This window comes from Streptomyces triticagri, from assembly GCF_003429565.1.
Taxonomy (GTDB): Bacteria; Actinomycetota; Actinomycetes; order Streptomycetales; family Streptomycetaceae; genus Streptomyces; species Streptomyces triticagri.
This window is the reverse complement of sequence record NZ_QUAK01000017.1, coordinates 1-19,572: the sequence shown is the minus strand read 5'-3', so window position 1 is coordinate 19,572 and position 19,572 is coordinate 1. Positions and strand designations below refer to the sequence as shown.

General features: G+C 71.6%; 16 protein-coding genes, 2 rRNA genes and 1 pseudogene. 6 read left to right on the top strand and 13 right to left on the bottom strand.

Features of this window, described 5'->3' with window-relative positions; translation table 11 throughout:
* Positions 1-19: 19 nt before the first annotated feature.
* Positions 20-1,195, bottom strand: coding sequence for a glycosyltransferase family 4 protein (locus DY218_RS03510; protein WP_128554404.1), 1,176 nt, complete (start codon positions 1,193-1,195; stop codon positions 20-22).
* A gap of 1,101 nt (positions 1,196-2,296) precedes the next feature.
* Positions 2,297-4,024, bottom strand: coding sequence for a DNA repair protein RecN (recN, locus tag DY218_RS03505; protein WP_128554423.1), 1,728 nt, complete (start codon positions 4,022-4,024; stop codon positions 2,297-2,299).
* A 201-nt stretch (positions 4,025-4,225) separates the two neighbouring features.
* Between recN and DY218_RS03500 the strand changes: the two genes are divergently transcribed.
* The gene (locus DY218_RS03500; RefSeq protein ID WP_128554403.1) at positions 4,226-5,575 is read left to right on the top strand and encodes an FtsX-like permease family protein; all 1,350 of its coding nucleotides are present in this window, start codon (positions 4,226-4,228) and stop codon (positions 5,573-5,575) included.
* A gap of 80 nt (positions 5,576-5,655) precedes the next feature.
* On the opposite strand, the gene DY218_RS03495 is transcribed toward DY218_RS03500, so the two are convergent.
* From DY218_RS03495 to DY218_RS03485, 3 genes are read right to left on the bottom strand one after another with little or no spacing between them, the layout of a single operon-like run.
* On the bottom strand, positions 5,656-6,567 hold the full coding sequence (locus DY218_RS03495; protein WP_128554402.1) for an NAD kinase: 912 nt from the start codon (positions 6,565-6,567) through the stop codon (positions 5,656-5,658).
* Entirely contained in the window at positions 6,564-7,379 is an 816-nt protein-coding gene (locus tag DY218_RS03490) for a TlyA family RNA methyltransferase (RefSeq protein WP_128554401.1), read from the bottom strand. Before DY218_RS03490 ends, DY218_RS03495 begins: the two co-directional genes overlap by 4 nt.
* A gap of 7 nt (positions 7,380-7,386) precedes the next feature.
* Entirely contained in the window at positions 7,387-7,836 is a 450-nt protein-coding gene (locus tag DY218_RS03485) for a hypothetical protein (RefSeq protein WP_407703543.1), read from the bottom strand.
* 42 nt (positions 7,837-7,878) lie between these two features.
* Between DY218_RS03485 and DY218_RS03480 the strand changes: the two genes are divergently transcribed.
* Entirely contained in the window at positions 7,879-8,226 is a 348-nt protein-coding gene (locus DY218_RS03480; protein WP_128554400.1) for a sterol-binding protein, read from the top strand.
* A 178-nt stretch (positions 8,227-8,404) separates the two neighbouring features.
* Here DY218_RS03480 and DY218_RS03475 read toward each other — a convergent pair whose 3' ends face one another.
* From DY218_RS03475 to DY218_RS03465, 3 genes are all read right to left on the bottom strand, one after another.
* Complete coding sequence (locus DY218_RS03475) at positions 8,405-9,352, bottom strand: ABC transporter ATP-binding protein (RefSeq protein WP_128554399.1); 948 nt, start codon at positions 9,350-9,352, stop codon at positions 8,405-8,407.
* Positions 9,353-9,482: 130 nt separating this feature from the next.
* Positions 9,483-10,451 (bottom strand): FecCD family ABC transporter permease, encoded by a 969-nt coding sequence (locus DY218_RS03470; RefSeq protein ID WP_128554421.1) that lies wholly within the window; start codon positions 10,449-10,451, stop codon positions 9,483-9,485.
* Between the two features lie 56 nt (positions 10,452-10,507).
* Positions 10,508-11,551 (bottom strand): FecCD family ABC transporter permease, encoded by a 1,044-nt coding sequence (locus DY218_RS03465; RefSeq protein WP_128554420.1) that lies wholly within the window; start codon positions 11,549-11,551, stop codon positions 10,508-10,510.
* A gap of 123 nt (positions 11,552-11,674) precedes the next feature.
* On the opposite strand from DY218_RS03465, the gene DY218_RS03460 reads away from it, so the two are divergent.
* The 3 genes from DY218_RS03460 to DY218_RS03450 all read left to right on the top strand — a co-directional run bounded on the left by DY218_RS03460 (position 11,675) and on the right by DY218_RS03450 (position 14,663).
* Complete coding sequence (locus DY218_RS03460; protein WP_233521338.1) at positions 11,675-12,682, top strand: ABC transporter substrate-binding protein; 1,008 nt, start codon at positions 11,675-11,677, stop codon at positions 12,680-12,682.
* Positions 12,682-13,743 carry an ABC transporter substrate-binding protein gene (locus DY218_RS03455; protein WP_128554397.1) on the top strand — a complete coding sequence of 354 codons (1,062 nt, stop codon included), beginning with the start codon at positions 12,682-12,684 and terminating at the stop codon, positions 13,741-13,743. The genes DY218_RS03460 and DY218_RS03455 overlap by 1 nt, the downstream gene beginning before the upstream one ends.
* 92 nt (positions 13,744-13,835) lie before the next feature.
* Entirely contained in the window at positions 13,836-14,663 is an 828-nt protein-coding gene (locus DY218_RS03450) for a siderophore-interacting protein (protein WP_128554396.1), read from the top strand.
* A 28-nt stretch (positions 14,664-14,691) separates the two neighbouring features.
* On the opposite strand, the gene DY218_RS03445 is transcribed toward DY218_RS03450, so the two are convergent.
* Positions 14,692-15,717 carry an HAD hydrolase-like protein gene (locus DY218_RS03445; RefSeq protein ID WP_128554395.1) on the bottom strand — a complete coding sequence of 342 codons (1,026 nt, stop codon included), beginning with the start codon at positions 15,715-15,717 and terminating at the stop codon, positions 14,692-14,694.
* A 70-nt stretch (positions 15,718-15,787) separates the two neighbouring features.
* Here DY218_RS03445 and DY218_RS03440 point away from each other — a divergent pair, with 70 nt between their 5' ends.
* A complete protein-coding gene (locus tag DY218_RS03440; RefSeq protein WP_128554394.1) occupies positions 15,788-17,050 on the top strand; it encodes a DUF1015 family protein in 1,263 nt (420 codons plus the stop codon).
* 70 nt (positions 17,051-17,120) lie between these two features.
* Here the strand turns inward: DY218_RS03440 and DY218_RS34430 are convergent, their stop codons facing one another.
* The 4 genes and pseudogenes from DY218_RS34430 to DY218_RS03425 all read right to left on the bottom strand — a co-directional run.
* Positions 17,121-17,915: a tetratricopeptide repeat protein gene (locus tag DY218_RS34430; protein ID WP_199566614.1), complete on the bottom strand. Its 795-nt coding sequence runs from the start codon at positions 17,913-17,915 to the stop codon at positions 17,121-17,123.
* A 560-nt stretch (positions 17,916-18,475) separates the two neighbouring features.
* A pseudogene (locus DY218_RS35570) lies at positions 18,476-19,120 on the bottom strand (hypothetical protein); the annotation flags it as partial.
* Between the two features lie 15 nt (positions 19,121-19,135).
* Positions 19,136-19,252: ribosomal RNA gene (gene rrf, locus DY218_RS03430) — 5S ribosomal RNA — on the bottom strand.
* Between the two features lie 132 nt (positions 19,253-19,384).
* Positions 19,385-19,572 (bottom strand): 23S ribosomal RNA (locus DY218_RS03425); the annotation flags it as partial.

Here is a 19,572-nt window from a genome sequence, read left to right as displayed (position 1 = left end):
CCCGGTGTGTGGCGCAGGTTCAGCGGGCCATCGGCCGGGCGAGCTCGTCGTAGACGCTGAGGACCTGGTTCACGGTGTCGTCCTCGCTGGGCCAAGTCGCCGCCTGTGCGAGGCCCTTGGTACGCAGTACGGCGCGGCGTTCCGCATCGGCGAGCAGCCGGATCACGGCGCGGGCCAGGGCCCGGGCGTCCCCGTACGGCACGAGGTCGGCGGCGTCACCGACCAGTTCCGGGACGCCGCCCACGGCCGTGGCGACCAGGGGCACGCCCGCGTGGAGCGCTTCCTGGGCGAGCAGCGAGCGCGACTCCCAGCGGCTCGGCAGGACAGCGACGTCGGCGGCGGCCAGCAGGCCGGCCACGTCGTCGCGTCGGCCGGCGAGGCGGGCGGGCAGCCGTTCGGCGTCGATACGGGCCTGCAGCGCGGCCCGCTCCGGCCCCTCACCGGCGATCACCAGCAGCGGGACGGGGTCGAGGGAGGTCCACGCGCGCGTGGCGTCGAGCAGTGTGCCGTAGCCGCGCTCCGGGTGCAGCGATCCGACGGCCATCAGCAACGGCCGCTCCACGGCACCGAGTTCGGCACGCGCCTTGGGCCCGGCACGCTCGCCGTCGTCCTGTGCCCCGTGGCCCGGGGCGGGTCCGTCCGCGGAGCGCGGTGGCGGGAAGGCGATCGGCGCGAGACGGGCGTCCCGCGCGCCGCGGCTGCGTGCCCGGTCCACGAGATCCGACGAGGTCGCGAGGACGATCGACGCGGAGCGGGCGACCCGGCGCTCGACGAGCCGCTGCAAGCGCGCGCGGGCGCCCTCCGTGTGCCGGCGGGTGTGCCAGGTGACGACCAGAGGCGCTCTGGCATGCCCGGGTCGCCTGCGCCGGGCGTTCAGCGCGAGCGCCGTGCGTGCGCCTGCGTTGAGCCCGTGTGCGTGCACGAGGTCCGCGTCGGCGGTCTCGGTGCACAGGGCCGCCACCGACACCGGATCGCTGCGCCGCGGCACCGCCACGAAACGGGCTCCGGCGCCGGTGAAGTCGTAGGTCCGCTCGAGCCCGGCCGGAGCACACACGGTGACCTGGACGCCGCGGGCCACCAGGCCGGCGGCGAGGGAACGCACGTGGGCACTGCTGCCCGCGCTGCCCCCGCCCAGGACCTGGACGGCCCGCAGCGGCAGCCGTCCCTGCGGTGTGGAGGTGCTGAGGTGGCTCACGCGGGCCGAACTCCTGGGTGTACGGGGGCGGATGAGAGGCTGTGCGGGCGGCACGCCGCGCGCCGCCCAGGATGCCAGCCCTGTCCGCCGACCGCCGTCCGCCGTGCGGAGTCCGGTGCGCACTCTCGGCGGGCCGGGACGATCCCTCGTACGGGGCACGCACCTGGGCGTCGTCCCGTCGCGCCGAGTGGGGCCCGGGCCGAAGGCTGGACGGCGCCGGACGCCGCACGGCAGGCGGCGGTTCACGGACAGGACCTATGGCGGTCCGTTGCCGCCGATGCGACGGGGCACGGTCGCACGGTGCGGGCGAGCTGCCGAATCACCCACACGGGTAGGTTGATTCGCGCCTGGCTGACGCCCTGTCTGACGTGGGCGCCCACCACAGTAGTGGCCTGATCGTGAGAGCGGACCACAGGGGTGCGGTGCCGTACGCGGCGCTTCGCCGGGGGGTGGCGACGGGTCCTCGCACGTACGCGTACTGCCCCGTGGTGCCGCGCCGGGGGGGCCGGGCGCCGGGCGACTTCCTCGGTCGGGCGGGCCTCGTCCCGCGCTGCGGGAACGCCGTCCTCCTGTCCGCGCGGCGCGCCGGCAGGGTTGGAGACGCCGCGAGGCCCGCCACTTCGCCGTGAACGGAACATCAGCGCCAGCCGCGCATCGCTGCACCGCGCCACATCGCGAGTCACGCGGGCGGCCGTCTCGGCGGTGCACGGGCCTCGGCGCCCTCTGAGCGCGGGTCGCGGCCGGGCCTGCAGCGCGTCAACTGCCGTACACCGCACAGGACTGAGCGCCACGCACCCGGCGGCCGGCGCCGACCGCTCGAACGGGACTCCAAGTGCGCCGCTCGCCGCGCGAATTCACGGGTCCCGCGCGCGTCGCGGAGCACGAGCACGTAGGGCAGCACACGCCACTCCACGCCACGAGGCATCCACGCCTGCCTGGCAGGCACTCCACCTCAGGCACTCGGCCTCACGCACTCGCCCCCGCCTGTCCCGCACAGTGCGCAGCGTCAGCGCTCAACGCCGCGCCCTGGAAACCGCTCGCGGCGTCCTGCCGCAAGCCTCCGGGCACGAAGTCACCCGACGGCGGCCGGGGAGGCGGCGTTCACGCATCCGTGCGTGCCGCCTCCAAGAGTTCCTCCGCGTGGGCACGCGCCGTCTCGGAGTCCTCCTGGCCGGCCAGCATCCGGGAGAGCTCGCGTACGCGCTCCTCCCCTTCGAGCGCCTTGACTCCGGACCTGGTCACCGAGCCGTCGTTCGTCTTCTCGACCAGCAACTGCCGGTCGGCGAAAGCCGCCACCTGAGGGAGGTGGGTCACCACGACCACCTGCGCCGACCTCGCAAGTCGCGCGAGGCGGCGGCCGACCTCCACCGCCGCCTTGCCGCCGACGCCCGCGTCCACCTCGTCGAACAGGTACGTCGGTACGGGGTCCGAGCCGGCGAAGACCACCTCGACGGCGAGCATCACCCGGGAGAGCTCACCTCCCGATGCCCCCTTGGCGATCGGCCGCGGTGGTGCGCCCGGATGCGGCGCGAGCAGCAGTTCCACGTCGTCGACGCCGGTGGCCGTATAGGCGACACGGCGGCCGGCCACCTCGACTCCGTCGGCGTCCTCGGACACCTCGGTCTGCCGGATGTCGATGCTCACGCGCGCGTGAGGCATGGCGAGGGAGGCCAGTTCGGCGGTCACGGCCGCCGCGAAGCGCTCGGCGGCCTCCGTGCGCGCCTCCGTCAACACCCGTGCCAACTCGCCCAGTTCACCGCTGAGCGCATCACGCTCGGCAGTGAGCTCCCCGATGCGCTCGTCGTCGCCCTCCAGTTCGCCGAGCCGGGCCGCGCCGTCCTCGGCCCAGGCCAGGACCGATGCCACGTCCTCGCCGTACTTCCGGGTCAACTGGGCCAGCGCCGCGCGGCGTTCCTCGACCGCCGCGAGGCGCAGCGGGTCGGCGTCCAGGTCATCTGCGTATCCCGCGAGGTCGCCCGCCACATCGGCGAGCAGGATGCCGATCTCACCGATCCGGTCCGCGAGGCCGGCGAGTTCGGGGTCGTACGACCGTACGGTGTCCAGGGCTCGGTGGGCGGCCGCCGCGAGCGCTCCCGCGTCCACGCCCTCCGGGTCCTCAGGGTTGCCCGCGAGGGCGGCGTGGGCGGCGCTGGCGGCGGACGCCAGCGCCTCGGCGTGGCCGAGCCGCTCGGCCTCGGTGGCCAGTTCGGTGTCCTCACCGGCCCGCGGCTCGACCGCCGCGATCTCGTCGAGCCCGAAGCGGAGCAGATCCGCCTCCTGTGCGCGCTCCCGCGCGCGCGTGGTGATCTCGTCGAGTTCGGCGGAAACGGAGCGCAGCCTGCGGTGGGCGGCGGCGTACTTGGCGAGGGGCACGGCGACCGCGTCGCCGGCGTAGCGGTCGAGGGCCTGGCGCTGTCTGGCCGGTTTGAGCAGTCCTTGCTGGTCGGTCTGGCCGTGCACGGCCACCAGTTCGTCGGCGAGCTCGCCGAGCAGGCCGACCGGTACGGAACGCCCGCCGAGATGCGCCCTGGAGCGCCCTTCGGCCGACACCGTACGGCTGATCAGGAGTGCGCCGTCATCGAGTTCGGCCCCGGCCTCCTCGGCCCGCACGGCCGCACCGGAACCTTCTGGCACCGTGACACGGCCCTCCACCACCGCCGATTTCGCACCGATCCGCACCAGGGCCGGGTCGGCTCGCCCGCCGAGCAGCAACCCGAGGCTGGTGACCACCATCGTCTTGCCCGCGCCGGTCTCGCCGGTCACGGCGGTGAAGCCTGGTGACAGCTCGACGACCGCGTCGTCGATGACTCCGAGCGACCGTATCCGCATCTCCTCCAACACGGACACGACCTTACGAGGTCGGGCCGCCCGTCTGCGACGGCCCCCGCACTACCCGCACGAAGCCGCAGGTGATCCGATGGCCGGACATGGCGCCGTCACCCGGGAGTGAACCGCCTGGGGAAAACCACAGGAACACTGTGCGGCTGTCCTCATGGCGGGAACGGGGCCGTGCGGCGCAATCTGTGGATCATGACCTTTCAGCTGGCACGAGCGACCTTCCGTGCCCATCGCCCCGCCTTCGCCGGCACGGCCGTGGCCGCCCTCTTCGCGGCCACGGTGGTGAGCGCGGCCACCACGCTGCTCGTGGCCACGGACGGCGAAGGTCTCTCCGCCGCGGCCCGGCGCACCCTGGCGGAGCACGGGGTCGGAAGTACCGCCGCCGTCCTGCTGATCGGCTCCGTCTACATGTCGATCTTCGTCGTGGCCTCCACCATGAGCACCGCGGTCGCACAGCAGCACCGCGAGCTCGCTCTGGCACGGACCGTCGGCGCCCGGCCCCGGCAGATCCGGCGCACCGCGATACGGCAGGCCGTGGCGACAGCCGTGCCGGCGGCGTCAGTGGGGTGTGTCTGCGGTGCGGTGGTCGGACGTTGGTGGTTCGACGCGATGGTGGCGCACGGGCTGGTGCCGGATGAGGTGCGGTTCTCGTTCAGCTGGGTGGCGATCCCGGCATGTCTGGCGGTGGCGGTGGTGACGTCGTGCGCCGCGGCCTTCCTGGCCTCGCTGCGCTTCTCGCTCCTGCGGCCGGCCATGGCGCTCGACGAGGCGGCGTCCGGCCGCCGGGGCCTGGGCTTGCCGCGTACGCTCCTGGGCCTTGTCGCGACAGCGGGCGCCGTCCTCCTCGCGATACTGCTGTCCCGGCAGCCGGCCGACGACGCAGGAGAGGGTGCCTTCCTGGTGCTGATCCTGTTCTGTGTGGGTGCGGGGTTGCTCGGTCCTCGGCTCATGGGTCCGGCCGCCCGGGTGGTGTCGGCATGCGTGGGGCGGTTCGGCAGCAGCGCCCGGCTCGCGATGCTCAATGTCCGTTCGCAGCCCAGGCGTTTCTCTGCGGCGGTGGTCCCGCTGGTCCTCGTCGTGGGCTTCGGCCTGACGAAGATCGGGATGCACACCACGGCGCAGCATCACACGGGTTCGGCGGGTTCCCGCGGTGAGCTCTGGATGGACTACGCGGGCACCTCGCTGTACGCAGGCTTCGCGGCGATCGCCGCGGCCAACACCCTGGCGATGATCTCCTTCGAGCGCCGCAGGGACGTCGCCCTGCTGCGGGTGGTCGGCACCCTGCCCGGCCAGGTACGGGCCATGGCGGCCTGGGAGGCGGTGGTCGTCGCCGGGACCGCGCTGCTCGTCGGAGGTGCGATATCCGTGGGCACGATGGCGCCGATCCTCGACACGGCCTTCGGCTCGCCCCTGCCGCACATACCGTGGCCGGTCCTCGCCGCGGTCGTCGGCGGCACGATCCTGCTGGCCGGCCTCGCGACCGGACTGCCCGTCCACCGGGTGCTGCGGCAGCGCGCGATCACCGTGGTCCAGGCCGCCTAGGGGCGTCTCCCCCTAGGGCCTCGGACCGCGCCCCTGGCCGTACGTCGGCGGCGCACTCGGGCCGGTCCTCCCCTACCGGTTCACTGTGGTGCCCCGCGCCAACCGGCCACCGGCAGCGCGAATTTGGCGACCAAGCGGTCGGTGAAGGAGGCATGGTGCAGCCGCGCGAGCCGCACCGGTACGGCGCCACGGCGCACCTCCACCCGCGCCCCCGCGGGGAGTTCGACGGTCCGTCGCCCGTCGCACCACAGCACACCGTGCGGCGTGTGCGGCTGCACCTCGACGGCGAGCACGGAGGCCGGCGACGTCACCAGCGGCTTGGCGAACAGCGCGTGTGCGCTGATCGGCACCATCAGAAGCGCCTCCACCTCGGGCCACACCACGGGCCCGCCGGCGGAGAACGCGTAGGCGGTGGAGCCGGTCGGGGTGGCGCAGACGATGCCGTCGCAGCCGAAGCCGGAGACGGGCCTGCCGTCGATCTCCAGGACCACCTCGAGCATGCGCTCGGGGGACACCTTCTGGACGGCGGCCTCGTTCAGTGCCCAGTCCGTGTGGACGACGGTGCCGTTGTCGTGCACCACGACATCGAGGGTCATCCGCTCCTCGACCTCGTACGCCCGCGTGACCACCCGGTCGACGACCTTGTCCAGATCGTCCCGCTCCGCCTCGGCGAGGAAGCCGACCCGGCCGAGGTTGACGCCCAGCATCGGGACGCCGGACGCACGGGAGAATTCGGCGCCGCGCAGCAGTGTCCCGTCACCGCCGAGCACGATGAGCAGTTCACACCCGTCCAATACGTCCGGGGTGGCCTCGGTGACCAGCTCGGCGGCCGGCGGGAGTGGCAGGTCGGCGGCCTCCGCCTCGAGCACACGCACCCCGAGCCCGCTGCGCAGCAGTCCCTGTACGACGAGTTCGGCGCTGCGGATCGCGGCGGGCCGTCCGGTGTGCGCGAGCAGAAAGACGGTGCGTGTCGCCTCGCGGTCGGTCGTCAACGGGGTCCCTCCGCCACAGCGCGGTCGACATCGGCCGGGTCGAGATCGGGCGCCCCGGCGGTGAGCCACAGAAAGTACTCGACGTTCCCCGACGGCCCCGGCAGCGGGCTCGCCGTCACACCCCGCACACCGAGTCCGAGGCCCCGGGCGCGCTCCGCCACTGCGCGCACCGCCTCGGCCCGCAGTTCGGGACTGCGGACCACGCCGCCGCTGCCGAGCCGTTCCTTGCCGACCTCGAACTGCGGTTTGACCATCAGGACGAGATCGGCGTCGGGGGCGGCGCAGCGGGTGAGCGCCGGCAGGACGAGCCTGAGCGGGATGAAAGACAGATCGCCGACGACCAGGTCGACGGGCTGCCCGTCGACGGAGTCCAGGGTCAGCTCGCGGACGTTCGTACGATCCCGCACGGTGACCCGCTCGTCGCTCTGCAGGGACCAGGCCAACTGCCCGTAGCCGACGTCGACGGCGACCACGTGCGCGGCGCCGGCCCGGAGCAGGACGTCGGTGAAGCCGCCCGTGGACGCGCCGGCGTCGAGCGCGCGCCTCCCCTCGACGCGCAGCCCTTCGGGGACGAAGGCGGCGAGCGCGCCCGCCAGCTTGTGCCCGCCGCGCGAGACATAGTCCGGATCGCTGTCGTCGGCGGCCACCACCACGGCGGCGCCGGTCTCGACCTGAGTGGCGGACTTGGTCGCGGTGTTGCCGCCGACGGTGACGCGTCCGGCGGCGATCAGCTGGGCGGCGTGCTCGCGCGAGCGCGCGAGTTTGCGGCGGACCAGCTCGGCGTCGAGGCGGCGGCGTGCCACTCCTGCCACGTTCGGTTCAGCTCCTGTTGTCGTGCATCGGCGTCCCGGGCGACGCCGGGCGGTACGCGGACGTGCCCGGCCCCGGAGTGGGACTCTGCGCGGGGGCGGGTGGCCCCTGCCGTGCGTCGAGCGCGGTCAGGGCGTCCCGAAGCCCCCGGTGTACATCCTCGTACACCTCGATGTGCCCGTCGGTGGCGAGGTGGTCGGCGTCCGCGAGGCGGTCGAGGCCTGCGTCCACGTCGGCGTTCCCGGTGCGTTCGCGGTGCACGCCGAGCGGACGCGGCGCGGCCGGTTCGTAGCGCGCGGGAGCCTCCGGCGCCTCGGGCTCCGGCGCGTCGGCCTCGACCACGGCGGTCTGCGGTACCACGGCATCCGGCGCAGCAGCTTCCGGCGCATCGCCGTCCGACGGCTCGGGAGCCGGATCGGCGCCGTGCTCGTCCGCTCCCCCCGGGATCGTGTCGCTCATGCCGAAACGCTACCGCGAAGCGCTGGGGTACGGTCGGTCCCGATGGCGACCATCGAGCAGTGCCGGTCCGCGCTGGACCGGCTTTCGGACAATCTCGCGCGGGCCGACGACGACGTACGGTCCGCCACTGAGCTCGACCGCTCACTGAGCTGCCACATCACGGACCTGGACGTCACCTTCGCCGGCAGGCTCACCGACGGCCGGATCACCGTGCACGACACCACCGAGGGTCCGCCCGCCGACCGGGCCCAGATCCGTCTCGCCATGACGGGCGACGATCTGATCGCGCTGGTCGACGGCGAACTCGGGTTCGCACGCGCCTGGGGCTCGGGCCGGGTCCGGCTCGAGGCCGGATTCCGCGACCTGCTGCGCCTCAGATCCCTGCTCTGACCCCGGATTCCGGCCCCGGCACAGGACTCGAGTCACCGCACCCGACGTCTCGGCGCCCGGCAGTCTCGCCACCCGATTCAGGACTCAAGTCCCCGAAGAGACATTGGAGTCCTCGCAGAGCCACGGGAGCCCTCGAGCCCCCGGACAGACTCAGAACTCAGAACTCAGATCGCAGAACTCAGGTCCCGGCCGCGACCTTTGGCCCGGCGCTCAAGTCTCCCGGACTCCCCTTCCCCGCCTGCGGCTTCCCGCCTTCCGGCGTCTCCTCCCCCGCCGTGGAGGTGGCCGACTGCCCCCGCTTCCGTCCGCGGCCGCCACCCGCCCGCCGCGCGGCGGGCACCACCAGCGGAGTCCCCGATTCCGGGTCGTCGATGACGCGGCAGGGCATCCCGAAGACCTCCTCGACCAGTTCGGCCGTGACGATGTCCGACGGGGCGCCTTGGGCGACCACCGCCCCGTCCCGCAGGGCGATGAGGTGGGTGGCGTACCGCGCCGCGTGATTGAGGTCGTGGAGTACGGCCACCAGCGTCCGCCCCTGCTCCTCGTGGAGGTCCGCACACAGGTCGAGGACGTCTATCTGGTGCTGGATGTCGAGGAACGTGGTCGGTTCGTCGAGCAGCAGCAGCGGCGTCTGCTGGGCGAGCGCCATCGCGATCCAGACCCGCTGGCGCTGGCCGCCGGACAGTTCGTCGACATAGCGCTCCGACAGTTCGGCGACCCCGGTCGAGGCCATCGACTCCTTGACGATGCGCTCGTCCTCCCGTGACCACTGCCTGAGCAAGCCCTGGTGGGGATAGCGCCCACGGGCGACGAGGTCGCCGACGGTGATCCCGTCCGGCGCGATCGAGGACTGCGGAAGCAGCCCGAGGGTCCGGGCCACCTTCTTCGCCGGCATCGAGTGAATGACCTCGCCGTCGAGCAGCACGCGCCCCTCGGTGGGCTTGAGCATCCGTGAAAGGGCCCGTAGAAGCGTGGACTTGCCACATGCGTTCGGCCCCACGACGACGGTGAACGAGTTGTCGGGTATGTCCACCGTCAGGCCCTCTGCAATGACACTGCGGTCGTAAGCGAGGGTCACATCCTGCGCGGTCAGCCGGTTCACAGCGTTACTCCTTCTGGTCTTCAAAACGCGCTGGTCTTCAAAACGCGCTGGTCTTCAAAACGCGCTGGTCCTCAAATCGCGCTGGTCTTCACATCGCGCCGCTCGTCGTTCAAATCGCCCAGCCTGTCGCTCGATCGCTCCCGCGTTCGGCCGTTCAAATCCGCCCCGCCCTGCGCTCCGTGACGAGCAACCACACCAGATAGGCGCCACCGAGCATCCCCGTCAGTACGCCCACCGGAAGCCGGTCCGCCCCGAACACCCACTGCGAGGCCAGATCGGCGGAGACGAGCAGGGCCGCACCCATGAGCATGGCAGGCAGCAGATTGGGCCCTGTCGCGCGCGTGAGCCGGCGCGCCAACTGCGGTGCGGTGAGCGCGACGAAGGCGACCGGACCGGCCGCCGCCGTCGCCGCCGCGGTCAGCAGGACGGCCGAGCCCATCGCCGCCAGGCGGATCCGTTCGGCCCGTATGCCGAGGGCGAAGGCGATGTCGTCGCCCATCTCCAGCATCCGCAGCGGCCGCGCACAGGCCAGTACGAGCGGCATCAGCACCGCGCACAGACCGAGCAGCGGCCACACCTGGTCCCAGTCCCGCCCCACGAGCGAGCCGGTCATCCAGACCACCGCACGGGCCGCGTCCACGATCTCCGCCTTGGTGATCAGATAGGCGTTGCCGGCGGTGAGCATCGCGGCGATGCCGATCCCGACGAGGACGAGCCGGAATCCGTGCACGCCCCGTCGCCAGGCCAGCGCGTAGATCAGCGTCCCGGTCACCAGACCGCCGGTCAGCGATCCGAGGGCGACGGCGTTCGCCGAGCCCTGGAAGAGCACGATCACCGTGAGCGCCCCGGCCGTGGAGCCCTGCCCGAAGCCGATGATGTCCGGACTGCCGAGCGGATTGCGCGTGATCGACTGGAAGACGGCTCCGGAGAGGCCGAGCGCAGCACCGACGAGCAGGCCGACCAGGACCCGCGGCAGGCGCAGATCCTTCACGATGAACTCGTGCGCCGCCTCGCCCCTGCCGAGCAGCGTCCGTACGACATCGGCGGCCGGTATGCCGAAGTCGCCCGTCCCGATCAGCAGTACGGCCACGGCGAGCGCCACCACGCAGAGCAGCACACCCATCGCACAGGCCCGCGGATCGAGCCGTACGGAGAGGCCGCCTGCGGTGCGCAGCGCCTTCACAGCTGCACCTGCCTTCTGCGTCGTACGAGATGGATGAAGACGGGACCGCCGAGCAGCGCCGTGACGATGCCCACCTGCAGCTCGGCGGGGCGCGTGACCAGCCGCCCGATCACGTCCGACCCGAGCAGCAGCACCGGCGCGAGCACGGCGGAGTACGGCAGGATCCAGCGCTGGTCGGGTCCGGTGAGAGCACGGACCGCATGCGGGACCATCAGGCCGACGAACACGATCGGCCCGCAGGCGGCGGTGGCCGCACCGCACAGCAGGGTGGCCGCGGTCATGGCCAGGACGCGGGTGCGCTGCAGCCGGGCGCCCAGGGCCCGGGCGGTGTCGTCGCCGAGGGCAAGGGCGTTCAGCGGCCGGGCGAGTGCGAGCGCGAGCACAAGCCCGGTGGCGAGGAACGGCAGCACCTGCCAGACCGTCGTCATCGACGCGGAGGCAAGAGATCCGACCGACCAGAAGCGCATCTTGTCGAGCGCCGCGGTGTCCATCAGCTGGACCGCGTGGACATATCCGTAGAGCGCGGCGGATGCGGCCGTTCCGGCGAGCGCGAGACGTGCGGGTGTGGCACTGCGCGTACCGCCGAGGACATAGACGAGAACGGACACCGCCGCCGCACCGAGGAAGGCGAACCACACGTAACCGGTAAAAGAGGTGACACCGAGGAAGCTGATCGCTGAGACGACCGCCGCCGCGGCGCCGAGGTTGATGCCGAGCAGCCCGGGATCGGCGAGCGGATTGCGGGTGAGCGCCTGGAGCACCGCTCCGCAGAGTCCGAGCGCGGCGCCCACCAGCAGTCCGAGGACGGTCCTGGGCAGCCGCAACTGCCGTACGACGACGTCCTCGTCGGTTCCGGTGGAGTGGAAGAGGCCGTGCCACACGGCGTCGAGGGACATGCTCTTGGCGCCCAGCGCGATGCTCGCCAGCGCGACGACAACCAGCAGGCACACCGCCAACGGCAGCCCTGCCGCACGCAGCGACCTGCGCCGTACGGGGACTTCGGGGGCGTCCGCTTGCTCTCGCGGAGGACTGTCGACCAGCACGAAGTTAGGTTAGCCTACCCTTCCATGATCCCTCGACAGGGAGAGGCGCTCCACCGGCCGGGACCGCCCTCGAGACCCGACAGCACCGCGACCGCTCCAACTGCCCGCCCAGTCTCGCAGTTGACCCGGCGCACCCTGTTCGCCGCCCTCGGCGCGGCCGGCGCGAGCACCCTGCTCGCCGCCTGCGGATCGGCGGACGACGGAGCCGCAGCGGATGGCAAAGGTTCCTGGGCATTCACGGACGATCGGGACAGAACGGCCCGCAGCGACGGGACACCCAGGAACCTCGTCGCCTACGTCGGAGCCGCGGCCGCCCTGCACGACCTCGGGGTCGACTGCAAGGGCGTGTTCGGCCCGACCAAGCTCAAGAACGGCAAACCGGACATCCAGGCCGGCGACTTGGATGTCGACAAGGTGACCGTGATCGGCAACGCCTGGGGTGAGTTCAGTATCGAGAAATACGCTTCTCTCCAACCCGACTTGCTGATCACCACCATGAACGAGTCGCCCGTCCTCTGGTACGTCCCCGAGGAATCGGTCAAGAAGGTCGAGGCCCTGGCACCGAGCATCGGCATCCTCACCGCCAAGAGCTCACTCACCGGCGTCATCGACCGGTTCGCCGAACTCGCCGAATCCCTGGGCGCGGACCTGCAGTCGAAGCGGGTCAAGGACGCCGAGGCCCGCTTCCGCAAGGCGTCGCAGGCGCTGCGCCGGGCCGCCCGCGAGGCCTCCGCCAAGGGCTCGGGACTGCGGGTGATGGCCGTCTCGGCGCAGGCGGACCTGCTGTACGTCGGCGCCCCCGACTACTTCACCGATCTGCGCTACTACCAGGACCACGGCGTCCGCCTCGTCAAGCCGGACAATCCCGCAGCCAACGGCGTCTTCGCCGAACTGAGCTGGGAGAACGCCGACAAGTACCCGGCCGATGTGATCCTCCTCGACCGCCGCACCGGCAATCTCCAACCCGACGAGCTGAAGGCCTCCAAACCCACCTGGGCCAAGCTCCCTGCCGTACGGGCCGGACAGGTCGTCCCCTGGCAGAACGAGGCGCGGTTCAGCCACGCCGGCTACGCACCTCTCATCGAGAGCCTCACCGAAGCACTGCAGCAAGCGAAGAAGGTCACGTGATGCAACACGGCAGCGAGCCCCGGACTCCCCTCGGCATACCCGCCGTCGCCCCACCCCGCAGCGGCCCCACCCGCCGCGGACTGCTCACGGCCGGCGCCGCCCTGGGACTCGGCGCACTGCTCGCGGCCTGCGGGGACGACAAGGCCACGGGCAGCGACGCGAAATCCGGCGCCTGGTCCTTCAGGGACGACCGCAAGCGGAAGGTCACGGCCGACGGCACCCCTGAGAACATCGTCGCGTTCATCAGCACCGCCGCCGCCCTGCACGACTACGGCATCGAATGCACCGGCGTCTTCGGCCCCAGCAAGCCGATCGGCGGCAAGCCCAATCCCCAGGCCGGCAATCTCGATGTCGACAAACTGACCAGCCTCGGCGAGACCTTCGGCCAGTTCAACATCGAGAAGTACGCCTCGCTGAAGCCCGACGTGCTGATCAGCAACATGTTCCCGCCGCCCGACCTGTGGTTCGTCCCCAAGGACTCGAGCAAGAAGATCGAGGCGATCGCGCCCACCATCGGCATCGCCGGCGCCCATGTCTCCCTGCGCGAACCACTGAAGCGGTACGAGGAGCTCGCCGAGTCGCTGGGCGCCGACCTCGGCGCACCCCGCGTCACCGAGGCCAAGTCCCGCTTCCGGCGCGCCGAGGAGACCCTGCGCAAGGCGGCCGAGGCCAACCGCGGACTCAAGGTCCTCGCCATGACCGGCGAAGCGGACCAGATGTACGTGGCCGTACCGGACTCGTACTGCGACCTGCACTACTTCAAGGATCTCGGCGTCGAGCTCGTGACCGGCAAGAAGTCCGACGAATGGGGCTTCTGGGAGTTCCTCAGCTGGGAGAACGCCGACAAGTACCACGCCGACCTGATCATGATCGACAACCGCTCGAACGCGCTGCCCGCCAAGGAGCTCGCGAAGAAGCCCACTTGGGCACGGCTGCCCGCGGTCAAGGCCGGACAGACCGTGCCCTGGGCCATGGAGGAGCGCTACAGCTACGCCGGCTTCGCGCCCGTACTCGAGCAACTGGCCGCCGCCATCGAGAAGTCGAAGCGCCTCACGCCCTGACCCGCAGCCCGTCCCGTCGCCCGCCGCCGGACACCCACCCGGCCGTGGTCGCAGCCACGCTCAGGACCACGCCCCCACGCAGGAGCCCCGGAATGACCGACACACCGTTCCAGTTCTTCGACGTCCACGTCACCTGTGCCCGTCGCCTCACCCCGTCGATGCACCGAGTGGACCTCGGCGGCAGCGACATCGCACGGATGGCGTCCGCCGGCCGCGACCAGCGGATCAAGCTGTTCCTGCCGCACGACGATCAGGACGCCCCGGTGATGCCGGAGCCCTCCGCCGACTGGTACGCGGCCTGGCGCGCACTCGATCCGGCGGTCCGCGCCGTCATGCGTACGTACACGATCCGCGACCTCAACGCGGCCACCCTCACCGTCGACTTCGCCCTGCACGGCACCACCGCGCCCGCATCGCGCTGGGCCACCCGGGCCCGGGCCGGGGACCGCATCGGCGTCCTCGCCCCGGTCGAAGCCGAGAACGCGGGCTACGACTTCCGCCCGCCCGCGGACACCGATTGGCTGCTCCTGGCCGGCGACGAGTCGGCACTGCCCGCCATCGCCGGAATCCTCGAGCACCTCCCGGCAGGGCTCCCCGTACGCGTCTGGATCGAACTCCGCGACGCCGCCGACCGCCAGCCCCTGCCCACCCGGGCCGACGCCACGATCACCTGGCTGACCGACGAGCCCGGAGCGAGCGGCCCCGCAGCCGCCGACCGCACCGCACACGCGGTCCGCAGCGCGCTGCTGCCCAGCGGCACCCCGTACGCCTGGATCGCCGGCGAATCGTCCTCGGTGAAGACCCTGCGCCGCCATCTCGTCTCGGAGCGCGGCATGGACCGCGCCCGCGTCAAGTTCACCGGGTACTGGCGGCGCGGAGCCTCCGAGGACCAGCTGCTGATCCAGGACGAGGCCGCCTGAGGTTCAGGGTCGCACCGTCCGTGCGCCGTCAGAGGTCCAGCCGCGCCAGCGCCTTGCCCGAGTCGAGGCCCGATGCCCCGTCGCCGGCCTCGGTCCACGCCGCGGCGCACAGCGCACGCAACCCGTCGAGGGGCGCGCCGTCACCGTCCAGCTCAAGGGCGCTCGCGGCCCGCGCGGTCCAGCCACCGCAGTGGTACGCACCTTCCTCGGCCACGATCACCGGCTGACCGGTCAACAGCCCCCGCAGATCGGCGTCGACATACGTCGGCCGGTGCTCGGGACGCGCGGCCAACAGGGCCGCGCCGTCCGTCACTCCGGTGAGCACAAGCAGCGAGTCCACCCCACCGTTGAACGCACCCTCGATGTCCGTGTCGAGCCGGTCCCCCACCACCAGCGGCCGCCGCGCACCGGTCCGCAGGATCGTCTCGCGGTGCATCGGCGGCAACGGCTTGCCCGCCACCTGCGGCTCTGCACCGGTCGCGATACGGACCACCTCGACCGCCGCACCGTTGCCGGGCGCGATCCCCCGGCCACTGGGAATGGTCAGGTCCGTGTTCGACGCGAACCAGGGCACGCCCCGAGCCACCGCGTAGCAGGCCTCGGCGAAGCGGCCCCACGCCAACTCGGGCCCGCCGTACCCCTGTACGACCGCCGCAGGACCGTCGTCCGCGGACTCCACGGGCTCGAGCCCACGCTCACGCAGCGCGAGCCGCAGCCCCTCGCCGCCGACGACGAGGATCCGCGAGCCCGCCGGAACCTGCTCCGAGATCAGCCGCGCCACCGCCTGCGCCGAGGTGATCACGTCCTCCGGCCGAGCCGGCACACCCAGCTCGGTCAGATGCTCCGCCACAACGTCAGGTGGCCGCAGCGCGTTGTTGGTGACGTACGCGAGGTGCATGCCCTCGTCACACGCCACACGGAGCGAGGGCACGGCGTGCACGATGGCCTCGCCGCCCGCGTACACCACCCCGTCGAGATCGAGGAGCGCGGTGTCGTAGACCGTGTGCAGCGTCTGCTCGCTGCCGGCCGGGCTCGTCCTGACGGTGTCGCTCATCGCGTCTCGCTCCTCGTTCGTGGTCCTGCCCAGATCATCTCGTACCGCCGCCCCCGCATACGATGCAGGCATGACCACACCAGGCGGCCTGAGACTGCACCCCTTCCGGGGCGTGCGCTACGTCCCCGAGCGGGTCGGCAGCCTCGCCGCGGTCACCTCACCGCCCTACGACGTGGTGGTACGGCCCGACGGACTGCACCACCTCGAATCGGCCGACCCGTACAACATCGTCCGGCTGATCCTGCCGCAGACCACCGGCACCGGCGACCGCCACCAGCAGGCCGCCGACACCCTGCACCGCTGGCTCGCCGACGGCATCCTCGCCCGCGACGACCACGAAGCGCTGTACGTCTACGAGCAGCGCAACGGCGACATCCTGCAGCGCGGCATCATCGGCGCCCTGGAACTCTCTGACCACGCCGAACACATCGTGCTGCCGCACGAGGACGTGATGCAGGACGTGGTCGCCGACCGCGCGGAGCTGATGCGCGCCACCGAGGCCAATCTGGAGCCCCTGCTGCTCAGTTACGCGGGTGACGGCGGATCCACCGGCGCGACGGCGGTCGTCGAGCGCACCGTCGAACTCCCGCCGCTGCTCGCCACCACGACCGAGGACGGCTTCCACCACCGCCTCTGGGCCGTCACCGACCCGTCCGAACTCGCCGCCGTCACGGACGACTTGAGGCGACGCCAGGCACTGATCGCGGACGGTCATCACCGCTGGGCCACCTACCTGCGGCTGCGTGCCGCGCAGAGCGGCCCGTCCCCCTGGGACCACGGTCTCGTACTCCTTGTCGACACGGCCCGCTACCCGCTGCGCGTCCGCGCGATCCACCGGCTCCTTCACCAACTGCCGCCCGCGAAGGCCCTCGAGGCGGTCACCGGTCTGTTCCGGATACGGACCGTCGACGGACCCCTGACCAAGGCCCTGGACGCACTCGCCGAAGCCGCAGCGGACTCCAACGCCTTCCTCCTCACCGGCGACGGGACGTACCACCTTCTCGACCAGCCGTCTCCCGACCTGCTCGCCCGCACGATCCGCACCGACCTGCCGGACGCCTGGGGTGACCTGGACGCGACCGTGCTGCATGCGACGCTCCTGGACCACGTCTGGCAGGTGCCCGATTCCCCGGAGCACGTCGCCTACATCCACGATGCGCAGTCGACGGTCGCCAAGGCGGAACGGGACGGCGGTACGGCGATCCTGATGCACCCCGTCGACGAGGCCACGGTCCGGGAACTGGCACGGCAGGGCGTGATGATGCCGCGCAAGTCCACCTCGTTCGGCCCGAAGCCCGCGACGGGACTGGTACTGCGCAGCCTGGCGGACTGACGTACAGGCCGGTCGGGACACACATGAGGGGCGGGACCGGTGCATCGGTCCCGCCCCTCATCGGTCGGTGTCAGTCGCGGCCGGACTCGGCCTCCGGCTCGCTGCGGTCGGCCGCCACCGGCTCATCGGCGCGGACCGTCGGCTCGGCCGTGCGCTCCTCGCGGTCCGCATCGGCCTCGATCTCGTCGTCGAAGGCGTCCACGAACTCCACCCCGTCCAGCTCGGCGAGGCGATCGGAGGCGTCCGTGGCGCCGTCTCGGTCCGCCTCGAGCGTCTTGGCGAACCATTCACGCGCCTCCTCCTCACGCCCTGCCGCCTGCAGTGCGTCGGCGTAGGCGTAGCGCAGCCGAGCCGTCCACGGCTGCACCGAGTTCGCTGCCAGCTCGGGGCTCTGCAGGGTGACGATCGCGGCGTCCAGCTGGTCCATGTCCCGACGCGCACCGGCAGCCACCAGGCGCATCTCCACCTGGCCCGCCTTGTCGAGCCGCTGCACCTCGGGCGCACCGGCCATGTCGAGCGCCTTCTCCGGCCGGCCGAGCCCTCGCTCGCAGTCGGCCATCACCGGCCAGAGTTCCGCCGAGCCCGTCATCCGACGAGCCGCCCTGAACTCCGCGAGCGCCTCGGAATACTTCTGATTGGTGTACGCGGCGAAGCCGGCGGCCTCCCGCACCGCAGCGACCCGGGAGGCCAGCCGCAGCGCGACCTTCGAGTAGCCGTACGCCTGCTCGGGGTCCTCGTCGATCAGCTTCGCGACCATGACGAGATTGCGGGCCACATCCTCGGCGAGCCCCTTCGGCAGGCTCTGCAGCTCCTGTCGTACGTCCTTGTCGATCTCCTCGCCCGTGACGTCGTCCGGGATCGGCAGCCGCTTGATCGGCTCGCGGTCCTGCCGGTCGTCGCGACGCGGCGCACGGTCGTCACCGCTCCGGTAGCCACCGCGGTCGTTGCCACCGCGCCGGTCGTCCCGACCGCGGTACCCGCCACCGGGCCTCCCGCGACCGTCGTCCCGACGCGGCCCACGGCCACGCTCGTCGCGGCCGCCTCGGTCGTCCCGGCCACGGAAGCCACCCCGGCGGTCATCGTCCCGGCGGAAGCCCCCACGGTCACGGTCCCGACGGTCGTCACGCCGGTCACGGTCATCGCGCCGGAAACCACCACGGTCCCCGTCCCGGCGATCCCGGTCGTCCCTACGGAACCCACCCCGATCACCGTCACGCCGGTCATCACGCCGATCCCGAAAGTCCCGCCGATCCCGCTCATCACGCCGACCACGGTCATCACGCCGATCCCGGTCACGGTCCCGACGGTCGTCACGCCGGTCATCACGCCGATCCCGAAAGTCCCGCCGATCCCGCTCATCACGCCGACCACGGTCACGGTCATCGCGACGGAAACCACCACGGTCCCCGTCCCGGCGATCCCGANCACGCCGACCACGGTCACGGTCATCGCGACGGAAACCACCACGGTCCCCGTCCCGGCGATCCCGATCGTCCCTACGGAACCCACCCCGATCACCGTCACGCCGGTCATCACGCCGATCCCGAAAGTCCCGCCGATCCCGCTCATCACGCCGACCACGGTCATCACGCCGATCCCGGTCACGGTCACGGTCACGGTCGTCGCGGCGGAAACCGCCACGATCGTTGCCACGGCGTTCGTCGCCCCGGTCACGGTCATCACGGCGGTACGACGGACGGTCACCGTCCCTGCGGTAACCCCGGTCCCTCTCGTCCCGGCCGCCACGGTCATCACGGCGGAACCCACCGCGCCGGTCGTCTCCGCGGTCACGGTCGTCACGTCGGTTCCGGTCGTCCCGGCGGAATCCTGGGCGGTCGCCGTCGCGCCGCGATCCACGGTCACGATCGTCCCTGCGCGGACGCCCGCGGTACCCGCCACGGTCACCGTCGTCCCGGCGCCGCTCATCGCGCCCGGGTCGATCGTCGGAAGGATTGGTCGACATCGGTGACTCCTGTCTTCGGTACCGCAGTCATTCTCGCGCAACCGGCTACCCGCCGCGCTTCGGAAAACAAAAAGGACCCTTGGTCCCAGCGTGAACGCTGGGACCAAGGGTCCTCAAAAATTGTTCGGCGGCGTCCTACTCTCCCACAGGGTCCCCCCTGCAGTACCATCGGCGCTGTAAGGCTTAGCTTCCGGGTTCGGAATGTAACCGGGCGTTTCCCTCACGCTATGACCACCGAAACCCTATTAAGTCGCCCCGCAGAAGCGGGACATTGAACAGGGCAGCGAACAAGCACTCTCTTCAATTGAGGAACTGTTCAGCCGGCACGGCTGTTCGTTACTTCAGAACCAACACAGTGGACGCGAGCAACTGAGGACAAGCCCTCGGCCTATTAGTACCAGTCAACTCCACCCCTCACAGGGCTTCCATACCTGGCCTATCAACCCAGTCGTCTACTGGGAGCCTTAACCCCTCCAGGGGGTGGGAGTCCTCATCTCGAAGCAGGCTTCCCGCTTAGATGCTTTCAGCGGTTATCCCTCCCGAACGTAGCCAACCAGCC